The organism is Ligilactobacillus animalis KCTC 3501 = DSM 20602 (assembly GCF_001434535.1).
Lineage (GTDB): Bacteria > Bacillota > Bacilli > Lactobacillales > Lactobacillaceae > Ligilactobacillus > Ligilactobacillus animalis.
The window spans coordinates 185,130-197,523 of sequence record NZ_AYYW01000057.1 but is presented as its reverse complement, the minus strand read 5'-3'; the positions used below and the strand labels follow the sequence as shown (position 1 = coordinate 197,523).

Annotated in this window: 12 protein-coding genes and 1 riboswitch; of the genes, 11 read left to right on the top strand and 1 reads right to left on the bottom strand. The window is 41.7% G+C overall.

Translation table 11 applies throughout. The features are described 5' to 3' along the window. Window positions 1-120 precede the first annotated feature (120 nt). The 5 genes from FC30_RS08790 to FC30_RS08770 all read left to right on the top strand — a co-directional run bounded on the left by FC30_RS08790 (window position 121) and on the right by FC30_RS08770 (window position 4,718). Complete coding sequence (locus FC30_RS08790; protein WP_010688982.1) at window positions 121-792, top strand: LysM peptidoglycan-binding domain-containing protein; 672 nt, start codon at window positions 121-123, stop codon at window positions 790-792. A 95-nt stretch (window positions 793-887) separates the two neighbouring features. Beyond that, window positions 888-1,562 carry a (d)CMP kinase gene (gene cmk / locus FC30_RS08785; RefSeq protein ID WP_010688984.1) on the top strand — a complete coding sequence of 225 codons (675 nt, stop codon included), beginning with the start codon at window positions 888-890 and terminating at the stop codon, window positions 1,560-1,562. 75 nt (window positions 1,563-1,637) lie between these two features. Next, the gene (gene rpsA, locus FC30_RS08780; RefSeq protein WP_010688986.1) at window positions 1,638-2,831 is read left to right on the top strand and encodes a 30S ribosomal protein S1; all 1,194 of its coding nucleotides are present in this window, start codon (window positions 1,638-1,640) and stop codon (window positions 2,829-2,831) included. Window positions 2,832-2,924: 93 nt separating this feature from the next. Beyond that, window positions 2,925-4,235, top strand: a complete 1,311-nt coding sequence (gene der, locus FC30_RS08775; protein WP_010688987.1) for a ribosome biogenesis GTPase Der — start codon at window positions 2,925-2,927, stop codon at window positions 4,233-4,235. Between the two features lie 207 nt (window positions 4,236-4,442). Further along, on the top strand, window positions 4,443-4,718 hold the full coding sequence (locus FC30_RS08770) for an HU family DNA-binding protein (protein ID WP_004047651.1): 276 nt from the start codon (window positions 4,443-4,445) through the stop codon (window positions 4,716-4,718). Window positions 4,719-4,826: 108 nt separating this feature from the next. On the opposite strand, the gene dapF is transcribed toward FC30_RS08770, so the two are convergent. Then, the gene (dapF, locus tag FC30_RS08765; protein WP_010688990.1) at window positions 4,827-5,819 is read right to left on the bottom strand and encodes a diaminopimelate epimerase; all 993 of its coding nucleotides are present in this window, start codon (window positions 5,817-5,819) and stop codon (window positions 4,827-4,829) included. Window positions 5,820-6,045: 226 nt separating this feature from the next. After that, window positions 6,046-6,225: riboswitch (Lysine riboswitch) on the top strand. A 78-nt stretch (window positions 6,226-6,303) separates the two neighbouring features. On the opposite strand from dapF, the gene lysA reads away from it, so the two are divergent. The 6 genes from lysA to FC30_RS08735 are packed head-to-tail and all read left to right on the top strand — an operon-like array spanning window position 6,304 to window position 12,329. Next, complete coding sequence (lysA, locus tag FC30_RS08760) at window positions 6,304-7,611, top strand: diaminopimelate decarboxylase (RefSeq protein ID WP_373878868.1); 1,308 nt, start codon at window positions 6,304-6,306, stop codon at window positions 7,609-7,611. A 45-nt stretch (window positions 7,612-7,656) separates the two neighbouring features. After that, complete coding sequence (dapD, locus tag FC30_RS08755) at window positions 7,657-8,367, top strand: 2,3,4,5-tetrahydropyridine-2,6-dicarboxylate N-acetyltransferase (protein ID WP_010688994.1); 711 nt, start codon at window positions 7,657-7,659, stop codon at window positions 8,365-8,367. A gap of 5 nt (window positions 8,368-8,372) precedes the next feature. Further along, on the top strand, window positions 8,373-9,536 hold the full coding sequence (locus tag FC30_RS08750; protein WP_010688995.1) for an N-acetyldiaminopimelate deacetylase: 1,164 nt from the start codon (window positions 8,373-8,375) through the stop codon (window positions 9,534-9,536). Then, on the top strand, window positions 9,536-10,459 hold the full coding sequence (dapA, locus tag FC30_RS08745) for a 4-hydroxy-tetrahydrodipicolinate synthase (RefSeq protein WP_010688996.1): 924 nt from the start codon (window positions 9,536-9,538) through the stop codon (window positions 10,457-10,459). The genes FC30_RS08750 and dapA overlap by 1 nt, the downstream gene beginning before the upstream one ends. After that, window positions 10,456-11,235, top strand: coding sequence for a 4-hydroxy-tetrahydrodipicolinate reductase (gene dapB, locus FC30_RS08740; protein ID WP_010688997.1), 780 nt, complete (start codon window positions 10,456-10,458; stop codon window positions 11,233-11,235). The genes dapA and dapB overlap by 4 nt, the downstream gene beginning before the upstream one ends. 17 nt (window positions 11,236-11,252) lie before the next feature. Further along, complete coding sequence (locus FC30_RS08735; protein ID WP_010688998.1) at window positions 11,253-12,329, top strand: aspartate-semialdehyde dehydrogenase; 1,077 nt, start codon at window positions 11,253-11,255, stop codon at window positions 12,327-12,329. Window positions 12,330-12,394 lie beyond the last annotated feature (65 nt).

Here is a 12,394-nt window from a genome sequence, read left to right as displayed (position 1 = left end):
ATGGCATTAATGGTAATAATAAATTTTTAAGAAAGGAAAAAACTATATTTCTTTTTGATCATGACACTAAGTGATCTTAGTAGCATGATTCCATATTTATATAGTGGGATTTTAATAAAAATGAGTCGAAAGAATAACGACCACACCAAAAAACCTTGGGAAAAGACCTTTGAAGAGATAAAAGATGATAAGGGAAATTACTCGCGTAGAGCTAGCCGGCAGAGCAATAAACGAAATACGATGCTGACAACGATCTTATTGGGTGTCTTTGTGGTCATCATTGTAAGTACGATCGTATTTTACTTTGTTTCACAACGGGCCTCTAGGCAAACTGTAAGTACCGATGATTCGATCGAAGTGGTCTCTTCAAGCGAAAAAAAATCATCTTCGAGTAAGAAAAAGGCTGTAGCTAAGAAAAGTTCAAGCAAAAAGAAGGATACAACTAGAGAATCTAAGTCAAAAAAGAGTTCAGATACGCAATCTGATAGTACTGATAGCACACCACAAGCAGCACCGCAAGACACAACACAAGCGCAAGCAAGTAGCGAACAGCCTGCAAATCACGAAAATCAAGCAAATGCTGAACACCGAGCAGCTGAAAGTTCACAAGAATCGCAACATTCAGAAGAACAATCTTCCCAACAAGAGCAGTACATCTCTGTTCCAGCAGGGCAAGGCTTGTATCGGGTAGCGGTCAATAATGGTTTGACGCTAGATCAGTTATTGCAGTTGAATCCAGGCTTAACAGCTAATTCAAGTATTTTACCAGGACAACAGATCCGTGTAAAATAAGCTTTAGAATAATAAAAGAGAGGAAAAACAATAAAAATGTGTCCTTAGTTTTCTTGGGACACATTTTTATCTGTTTAAATGGGGTATATTATAGTATGCAAACAAAAATGCAAATTGCGGTCGATGGGCCCGCTTCTGCAGGTAAGAGTACCGTTGCAAAGTTAGTCGCTAAAAAATTAAATTACATTTATTGTGATACAGGCGCAATGTATCGCGCCACAACTTGGAAAGCACTCCAAACGGGTGTTGCACTAGATGATGATCAAGCTCTAGGGAAAATGCTCGAGACGATGGAATTGAGCTTTAAGCCTAATGACCCAGAACAATTAGTATTTGTTGATGGAACAGATGTGACAACTGCGATCAGATTGCCAGAGATCACTAATAATGTTTCACTTGTCTCAGCTCAACCAAGTGTGCGCAAAAATTTAACTGAGCGTCAACAACAGATCGCAAGTGAAGGCGGGATCGTGATGGACGGACGTGATATTGGTACGACCGTTTTGCCAAAGGCTCAAGTAAAGATCTTTTTAGTTGCGAGCGTACACGAGAGAGCTTTACGGCGCTTTAAAGAAAATCAAGCTAAAGGTATCGATACGCCATTAGCTAAACTCGAAGCTGAGATTGAAGCCCGTGATTATAAAGACTCACACCGTAAAGTTTCGCCATTGACTAAGGCAGATGATGCGATTTTATTGGATACTACTTCACTAGATATTGCACAAGTTACCGATGAAATCATGAAAATTGTTAAAAATACAGAGAAATAGGTAATTTAACTAGCATTTTGAACTGCTTTCAGTTAAAATGGTTATTAGAGTTAGTCGTTAAGGAGGACAAAGTCCATGAGTGAATCAGAAAACAAGGATTTATTAGAAGCTTTAAACAGCGTTAGACCAGTTAAGGTTGGCGACGTTGTCAAAGGCGAAGTGTTGGCATTTGATGATAAAAAGCAAGTTATCGTAGGGATCGAAGGCACCGGTGTTGAAGGTGTTGTTCCTGCACGCGAATTGAGCGTTAAAGCAGATGAGATCGAAGATAACATCAAAGTTGGCGATGTGCTTGACTTAGTTGTTATTTCTAAGATCGGTTCTGACAAAGAAGGCGGTAGCTACTTATTATCACAACGTCGCCTCGAAGCCCGCAAAGTATGGGATGAAATCGAAAAGAAATTTGAAGCAGGTGAAACTATCACAGTTCCTGTAACTCAAATTGTAAAGGGTGGCTTAGTTGTTGACGCTGGCGTTCGTGGCTTTGTCCCTGCATCAATGGTTTCTGACCATTTCGTTGAAGATTTCAACCAATACAAGGGTCAAGAACTTGAACTTAAGATCGTTGAGATCGAACCAAGCGAAAACCGTTTGATTTTATCTCATAAAGAAATCGTTCAACAAGAACGTGAAGCTAAGAAACAAGAAGTTATGTCACAACTTGCAGCCGGCGATGTGCTTGATGGTAAAGTTGCGCGCTTAACTAACTTTGGTGCGTTTATCGACCTTGGTGGCGTTGACGGTTTAGTTCACGTTTCTGAAATTTCCTACGAACGTGTTGGCAAGCCATCTGATGTCTTGAAAGTTGGCGAAGATGTTAAGGTCAAAGTGTTAGCTGTCGATCCTGAAAAAGATCGCATCTCACTTTCTATCAAACAAACATTGCCACAACCTTGGGACAATATTGAAGAAAAAGTTGCTGAAGGTGACGTTCTTGATGGCAAGGTAAAACGTTTGACAAGCTTTGGTGCATTTGTTGAAGTATTCCCAGGTGTTGAAGGCTTGGTACACATTTCACAAATTTCACACAAGCATATTGCTACACCAAATGAAGTTTTGACATCTGGCCAAGACGTTAAAGTCAAAGTCTTGAATGTTAACGGTGCAGACCGTCGTTTAGCATTATCTATCAAAGCTTTACAAGAAAAACCAGCAGCTGATAAAAAAGAAGTTGAAGTTGTCGAAGAAGAACATGTTGAAATTCCAGAAGAAGATACAGGTTTTACTTTAGGCGACTTAGTCGGTGACGACTTAAAAAATGAAGACTAATCTCACGTAATTGAGATTCATTTTGACTGGCCCAAGCGTAAAAGGTTTTGGGTCAGTTTTTTTTCTAAAACATTATTATAAGGAGTGATTAAAATGGCTAATCCAGTCGTTGCGATCGTTGGACGTCCAAATGTCGGGAAATCAACGGTTTTTAACCGGATCGCTGGTGAGCGGATCTCTATTGTTGAAGATACCCCTGGTGTGACTCGTGATCGTATTTATGCGAAGAGCGAATGGCTCGGACAACCCTTTAATTTGATCGATACAGGTGGGATCGATATGGGGGACGAACCATTTTTAGCCCAAATTACCGAGCAAGCTCAAATCGCGATCGATGAAGCTGATGTGATCGTTTTTGTGACAAGCGTCAAAGAAGGAGTCACGGATGCTGATGAAAAAGTAGCAAAGATCTTATATCGAACTGATAAACCAGTTATTTTAGCTGTAAATAAAGTAGATAACCCTGAACTTAGAAGTGAGATCTATGATTTCTATTCATTAGGGTTTGGCGACCCAATGCCACTTTCTGGAACTCACGGGATCGGTACGGGTGACTTATTAGATAAGGTCTGTCAGGCATTTCCTAAAGATGGAGCTAAAGAACAAGATGATTCGATCAAATTTAGCTTTATCGGACGCCCTAATGTCGGTAAGTCTTCTTTAGTCAACGCGATCTTAGGTGAAAACCGCGTGATCGTTTCTAACGTTGAAGGCACAACGCGTGATGCGATCGATACGAAATTCGTGGCTGAAGATGGAACGGAATTTACGATGATCGATACTGCAGGGATCCGTAAAAAAGGTAAAGTTTATGAAAATACAGAAAAATATTCTGTTTTACGGGCCATGCGTGCGATCGATCGTTCTGATGTCGTTTGCGTTGTTTTAAATGCTGAAGAAGGTATTCGTGAACAAGATAAACACGTAGCCGGCTATGCGCATGAAGCAGGACGTGGGATCATCATCGTTGTCAATAAGTGGGATACTTTGAAAAAAGATAACCACACGATGAAAGAGTTTGAAAAGACGATCCGGCAAGAGTTCCAATACTTGAGTTATGCACCGATCGTATTCGTTTCAGCTAAGACGCATCAACGCTTAGAACAATTACCAAAATTGATCGAGCGTGTAAATCACAACCATGAACGCCGTATCTCATCAGCTGTCTTGAATGATGTTATCATGGATGCGATCGCGCATAATCCAACCCCAACAGGCAATGGACGTCGATTGCGGGTCTACTATGCGACTCAAGTGGCCACTAAGCCACCAACATTTGTCGTCTTTGTTAATGACCCAGAATTGATGCACTTTTCATATGAACGTTTCTTGGAAAATCAGATCCGAGCAGCGTTTGATTTTGAGGGTACACCGATCCATGTGATCGAAAGACGGCGTAAATAATCAAAGATAAAAAATTAAAAAAATTATGCCTAAATTTATCTTATTTTTTCAAAAAAATGATTAAAAACGTTGCTATATTAGGCTTTCTGTGCTATCTTATTAACTGAGCAATGATTTGTTAGTCATTGTTTCACCATTTCTGGCTAGTTTAGAAATGGACAAGAAGATATGCCTATATCTTTATCTTCACTTGAGGAGGTGAAACACATGGCAAACAAAGCACAATTGATCGAAACTGTTGCTGAAAAGACAGGTTTGACAAAGAAGGACGCAACTGTTGCAGTTGATGCAGTTTTTGGTTCTATCCAAGACTACCTTAAAGAAGGCGAAAAAGTTCAATTAATCGGCTTTGGTAACTTTGAAGTTCGTGAACGTGCAGCTCGTAAGGGTCGCAACCCACAAACTGGTAAAGAGATCCAAATCCCTGCAAGCAAGGTACCTGCATTCAAACCAGGTAAGGCGCTTAAGGATGCTGTTAAATAAGATTGACTTATTTTAGCTTCGACCCTTGATATATCAGGGGTCTTTTTTTGTATTAAAGAATACTGGAGCCATAGTTGATTTGAAGTCAACCATGGCTCCAGTATTATATTAGGCATTTAGATGTTGGATAAATTTTAAGTAAGCTTCTTGTTCACCGGTCGCTTGGATCTGACAAACATTGGGAGTAACTGTATTGTGATGTAAGTGATTTTCAGCAACTAAAATATCATGGGTGAAAGTTGCATTTCCGATCAACTGGATCTTAAATTGATCATCTAATTGTTGCACTTTAGTTTTGACCATTCCCCCGGGATTGAAGACTGTTATCTCTTGCGTGAGATCGCAGTGCTCGGGATGACTGAGATAAAAGGCTAAACTTGTAGCCGACATTCCAGTCCCACAAGCATTAGTAAAACCTACGCCCCGTTCGTAAGTACGCACAAATAGCTTGTTTTGACCTAGGATCTGAGCAAAGTTGACGTTGACACCATCTGGAAAATACGGGTTTGGGGCATTTAACTTAGCGCCTAATTCGCCTAAAAATGTTCCAGCTTTCTCAATATCGGGTACAAAACTGATCAAGTGGGGATTGGGTACGGCCATGATCGTAAAGTGTAATTTTTCCTGAGGGTCAAATTCCGCCAAGGGACGATCGATGACCTGCTCAGCTCCTAGGTTATCAAAGGGAAGATAGCGCTTCTCAAAATGAACGGGTGAGATCTCAACGCCAAAAGCAGGAACATTAGGCGCTAGGTCGGCTTGTTTTTGGACTTCTAGGTCACTTTGGCGAGTCTGAACTTTAAAAGCTGTCAGCACGTGTTTTTCGGCCAAATAACGCGCAACTGTACGCAGACCATTACCGCACATTGATGCTTCGCTCCCATCAGCATTGATAACGCGCATTTGTGCCACCGTGTTGGGAGTAGAACTCTTTTGAACGACTAGGACGCCATCCGAACCACCTAAGATACCGGAAGTTTTAGTCGTGAGTGTTTTGGTCAGTGTGACCAATTCTTGTTCGGTCAAAGGTGTAGTCAGTAATGTTTGATCTAAGATAAAAAAACTATTCTGTGATCCATGAACTTTTTTTAAGTTGATCATGAATATCCCTCCAATTTTTTAAGCGAATAAGGGCTTATTTTCCCCCATCTTGTATGATGAGAGGTAATCTCGCTTTAATTTTTCGATAACTGAATTGTATCATTTTTAATTTTAATGACAAGAGTCAAATATATAAAATTCTAGATTTTTTTATAAAAAAACCGATTTTCAAAAAAATAATATTAAAATCCCTTGACGTATCACATTAAAAATTATAATATTATGTTAAATCGAAGAGGCGCAACTGACATGAGTAAGGTTCTTTAGCTGCTATAACAGTGTTTGAGTGGTCCTTGAAAGGGGAAGTTGCCGAAGTTTTAGGTGTTTATAGACACTTAACGCTGGGTTGTGGTTTAAGAGATCACAGACTGTCGCAAACTAAACTTTGCGGAGTGCTATCGATCAAACAGAATTTTGCAATTATTCCAGCAAGATCTTTTTAGGCGATAGGACTAAAAAGATCTTTTTTTTGTGCAATTTATTTATTGGAGGGGAACTTATGACGTTACCAACGAATAACGCCGGTCATTTGACGATCGGCGGTGTAGATGCGATCAGCTTAGCCCATCAATACCAAACTCCATTGGTCGTATATGATGTGGCTTTGATCAAGGAGCAGATCACTAAATTTAAACGAGTTTTTGAAGAGCAAGCTGTTGACTATGAAGTCAGCTATGCTAGTAAGGCATTTTGTTCGGTAGCAATCTACCAAGTGATCAATGAATTGGATTGTCATACAGACGTTGTTTCCGGTGGTGAATTAGCAACTGCTTTAAAAGCTGGTTTTCCCGCTGAAAAGATCAGTTTCCATGGAAATAATAAGTCGATCGCTGAACTTGAATTTGCGATCAAAGCCGGCGTCGGTGTGATTATCGTGGATAATTTTTATGAGATTGAACTTCTACAGAGGGTCTTACGGGAGCAAAAAGCTAAAACTAAAGTCATCTTGCGCGTGACTCCGGGTATCTCAGCACATACGCATGAATATGATCAAACGGGCCAGATCGATAGTAAATTTGGGTTTGATCTAGCTTCGGGGCAAGCTGATAAGGCTTTGACTCAGTTACTGGCTGACCCGCAGATCACGGTTTTAGGGCTCCATGCACATATTGGTTCCCAGATCTTTGAATTAGGTGGCTTTGAGTTAGTTGGTCAAAAATTGATGGAAGTGGCTCATTCTTGGAAGCAAAAATACGATTATACAACTAAAGTTATCAACGTTGGTGGTGGTTTTGGTATCAAATATACCGCTGAAGATGATCCGTTGGCACCAGAAAAATTTGTCGAGCAGATCATTAAGGCGGTAAAGCAAAAGGCGCTGGAATATGAGTTGGAGCTTCCAGCAATTTGGATCGAGCCCGGGCGTTCGATCACAGGACCAGCTGGATATAACCTATATACAGTCGGGGCACGAAAAGATATTCCAGACCATTTATCGTATTTAGCAGTTGATGGTGGCATGGGAGATAATATTCGCCCCGCCTTATATCAAGCTAAGTATGCAGCTGTTTTAGCTAATGAGCCAAACGCCAAAGTGACTCAGACAGTGCATTTAGCTGGAAAATACTGTGAATCAGGGGATATTTTGATCGATAAATTAGCTTTACCTGAAACAAAACCAGGTGACATCATCGCGCTGTTAGCAACGGGGGCATACGGTTATGCGATGGCTTCAAATTACAATCGTAACCCACGTCCCGCAGTTGTTTTTGTCGAAAATGAGCAGGCTAAACTAGTAGTCAAACGTGAGACTTACGCTGACTTATTGAAGTTGGATCTACCTTATAAATAAAATCAAGAAAGGAAAGCTACTTTTTGGTAGTAGCAATTAAAGAACATGGCAGAATTAAACGCACAAGAAATTATCAATTTTATCGCAAACGCAGACAAGAAGACACCGGTCAAAGTTTATTTGAACGCTTCGATCGCTGACCTTGATATTCCAAATGAGATCAAAGTTTTTGGCGGGGCAGATAGTGCTGTATTATTTGGTGACTGGCAGGTCGTCAAACCATTTTTAGCCACTAACCAAACTAAGATCAAAGACTATGTGATCGAAAACCAAACGCGAAACTCCGCTGTACCGTTACTAGATCAAAAAGATATCAATGCGCGGATCGAACCCGGCGCTTTGATCAGAGATCAGGTCTTGATCGGTGATAATGCAGTCATCATGATGGGGGCGATCATCAACATTGGAGCCGAGATAGGTGCTGGTTCAATGATCGATATGGGGGCTGTTTTAGGTGGCCGTGCGATCGTAGGTAAGAATTGTCATATCGGTGCGGGGACTGTTTTGGCGGGGGTAGTCGAACCAGCGTCGGCAACGCCTGTGATCATCGAAGACGATGTTTTGATCGGCGCTAATGCTGTTGTTTTAGAAGGTGTTCGGGTCGGTAAAGGCGCAGTCGTGGCTGCTGGTGCGATCGTGACTAAAGATGTTGAACCTTACAGTGTCGTTGCCGGGGTACCAGCTAAGTTTGTTAAATACACTGATGAAAAGACCAAAGAAAAGACAGGCTTAGAAGATGATTTAAGAAAGTTGTGAGCAAAATGTTAAGTGAAAGTAAGTTGACAAAGATCTATCAAGAGTTGCATCAGATCCCCGAGTTAGCACTAGAAGAAGTCAAAACGAAAGCATATTTACAACAAGAGATCGCTAAATTAGATCAAAGTTACTTAGAGATAAAAGAGATCCCTGAGTTGCCAACGGCTTTATTGGTCAAAGTGCGGGGAAGTGTCCCTAAAAAAACGCTCGGCTATCGCTGCGATATCGATGCGTTGCCCCTCACAGAAGAAACAGGCTTAGAGTTCAGCTCGAAAAATCCTGGGGTGATGCACGCTTGTGGTCATGATATCCATATGACAGTGGCATTGGGAGTCTTAGCTTATTTTACAACTACTCGTCCTAAAGATGACTTGATCTTTTTCTTTCAACCAGCTGAAGAAAGTAAGAATGGTGGTAAATTAGCTTATGAATTAGGCGTTTTTAGTGGAGAGTGGCGCCCCGATGAATTCTATGCTTTGCATGATGCACCTGAACTGCCTGCTGGTGCGATCGGATGTAATTTAGGAACATTATTTGCAGGAACAACTGAAGTCGATATCCATTTGTACGGCAAAGGAGGCCATGCAGCTTATCCCCATCAAGCCAATGACATGATCGTCTGCGCTAGTGCTTTGATCATGCAGGCGCAAACGATCATCTCGCGCAATGTCGATCCAACTAAGGGTGGTGTCTTAACGTTTGGTGAACTAAAGGCTGGTACGATCAGAAATGTGATCGCTGGTAAAGCGGTGATCAAAGGCACCATTCGTGGCTTGACCCAAGAGATGATCACCTTGATCCAAAAAAGATTACAGGAGATCTGCGATGGTGTAGCCCAGAGTTTTGATGCTCGAGTCGAGCTTACCTTGAATCAAGGTGGTTATCTACCCGTTGAAAATGATCCTGTATTGACGGCTTTTTTCATTGAACATATGCAAAAAGCGCCAGATGTTGAATTTATCGAGACTGAGCCGAAGATGACCGGGGAAGATTTTGGATACTTACTTTCCAAATTTCCTGGGACGATGTTTTGGTTAGGTGTAAATGATGTCCATGCTTTACATAGCAATAAGCTAGTGCCTGATCAAACAGCGATCCTCAAGGGAGTCAATGCAATAACTGGGTTTTTATGTGCCCGTATGAAACAAGAGAAAGAAGTGGATGCTTAATGTTAACCAGATCACAGATCATAACCGCGATCGTGACCCCATTTACGGCTGAAGGACAGATCGATTATCCTGCCTTAGAAAAATTGACTGAACACTTGTTACAAAGTGGGACCCAAGGCTTTGTGATCGGCGGTACAACGGGTGAGACGCCAACTTTGACACATCAAGAGAAATTAACGCTTTACCAAAAGTTTGCCCAAATAGTTGCTGGACGTGTTCCAGTGATCGCTGGTTGTGGAACGAATGCGACTCAAGCGACTTTAGAATTTATCAATGAAGTTGCAAAGATCACGGGAATAGATTACGCTTTGGCCGTAGTACCTTATTACAATAAACCAGATCAAGCTGGGATAAGAGCACATTTTGAATATTTGGCTAAAAAGGCTGAGCTTCCCTTGATCATGTATAATATACCTAGTCGGACTGGTGTCAAACTCGATAAAGAAGTGATCGTAGACTTAGCCAAATTGGATAACATTGCTGGGGTAAAACAATGTGGCAGTCTAGATGAGCTGGCATATATCATCGAGAATACACGTAATGAAGCTTTTAGTGTCTTTACTGGTGAGGATGCACAGGCTTTAGCAGCTAAGAAATTAGGCGCAGTTGGAGTTATTTCGGTGGCGGCACATATTTACGGTGAGCAAATGACACAAATGTATCAAGCATTTGCTAAAGCTGATCAAAGTAAAGCTAAGGCATTGGAACAATGGTTGCTCCCTAAGATGCAAGCTTTGTTTATGTATCCTTCACCAGCTCCAGTCAAAGCCGTGTTGAATGCCCAGGGCTTTGCTGTTGGTGGGCTTAGGTTACCGTTGCTTGCTTTAAATGAGGCTCAACAACAAGAATTAGCATCAAGCCTAGGATTAGCTAAAAATGCTTTATCAAAACGATTACCATTAGATTTGGGGGAGACAAAATGATCAAGATTTTAGTTGCAGGTTATTCAGGTTCAATGGGCCAACAGGTCTTAAAGTTGATCGATGAGACACCTGATTTTGAATTGGTGGCGGTTTTTGCTTTAGGAGCTACCGAAAGTGATCGTCAACGCTTTGGTCTTGGTGAGCAGGTCAAGATCTACAATGAGCTGTCGCAGATCGAACATGGAGCTGATGTTTGGATCGACTTTACCGCTCCGAGTGCTGTGTTTGAAAATGTCAAATTTGCTTTAAAACACGGGATGCGTCCCGTAGTGGGAACTACAGGTTTGACCGATGAAGAGTTAGCTGAACTTAAGCAGTTAGCTTTAGCTCAGCAGCTAGGTGGCTTGGTGGCACCTAATTTTGGGATGTCAGCGGTATTATTGATGAAATTTGCCAAAGAAGCAGCCAAATATTTCCCTGATGTTGAGATCATTGAAATGCATCATGATAATAAAAAAGATGCACCCTCAGGGACAGCCTTGATGACAGCCAAGTTGATCGCACAAAATCGCGTACCGCATCATCAAGGAGCAAAGGATGAAACTGAGACCCTAGCGCATGTACGTGGCGGTGACTATGAAGGTATCAAGCTCCACTCAGTTCGTTTGCCAGGATATGTGGCTCATGAACAGGTCCTTTTTGGTGGTGCAGGTGAAGCCTTGACGATCCGCCAAGATTCATTTGATCGGGCTTCGTTTATGAGCGGTGTCAAGCTTGCGGTGCAAAAGGCTAAGGCATTAGACGGTTTAATCGTTGGATTAGAAAATATTTTATAAAAAGAAGGTAAAGTAAAATGAGAGAATATACAGTTGCTATTTTAGGTGCTACTGGTGCGGTGGGTTCACGGTTGATCGAACAATTAGAACAGTCAACGATCCCAGTCAAGAAGGTCAAATTGCTTGCTTCCAAGCGTTCGGCAGGTAAACAGCTCAGTTTTAAGGGCCAAGCGATCACGATCGAAGAGGCAACACCAGAGGTATTTGAAGGTGTTGATCTAGTTTTAGCTTCAGCTGGTGGTGCTGTTTCTAAGCAATTGCTCCCTGAAGCAGTTAAGCGCGGGGCGGTCTGTGTCGATAATACGAGTGCTTTTCGGATGGAGCCAGAAGTACCGCTAGTCGTCCCAGAAGTCAATGAACAAGCTTTATTTGAACACCGTGGGATCGTAGCTAATCCTAATTGTTCAACGATCCAAATGATGGTCGCTTTAGAACCGATCCGCCAAAAATTTGGCTTAGAACAGATCATCGTTTCGACTTATCAAGCAGCTTCAGGCGCAGGTCAAACTGCTTTAGATGAAATGCTTTCAGAGGCCAAAGATTATTTGAATGGGGAGACAATGGAAGGTAAGATCTTTCCAGTCAAGGGTGACAAGAAGCATTATCCACTAGCTTTTAATCTTTTGCCACAGATCGATGTCTTTGAAGAAGATGGTTACTCACATGAAGAGTGGAAGATGATCCATGAAACTAAAAAGATCATGCAAGGTGACATGAATGATCCAAAACTCAAAGTGACGGCGACCTGTGTTCGGGTCCCAGTCGTGATCGGCCACGGTGAATCGGTCTACTTTAAGACGGCAGATACCACTTTGACAGCTGAACAAGTCAAAGAAACGCTTAAAACTGCTCCTGGAGTCGTTTTACAAGATGATCCGGCTCACCAAGAATACCCACAGCCACTGACAGCTGAAGGTAAACGTGAGACTTTTGTGGGACGGGTACGTGCTGATAAGGAAAATCCGGGTAGTTTTAACATGTGGATCGTGTCAGATAATTTGTTGAAGGGAGCTGCATGGAATACAGTTCAGATCGCTGAACGCCTAGTTGAAAATGATCTCGTACATGTTCCAGCGGATCCATATTTAGGTTAATACCAAAGAAGTCGTTATTAATTTAGCGACTTTTTTATGTTATGATGGTAGCTAGAAGTTATTAA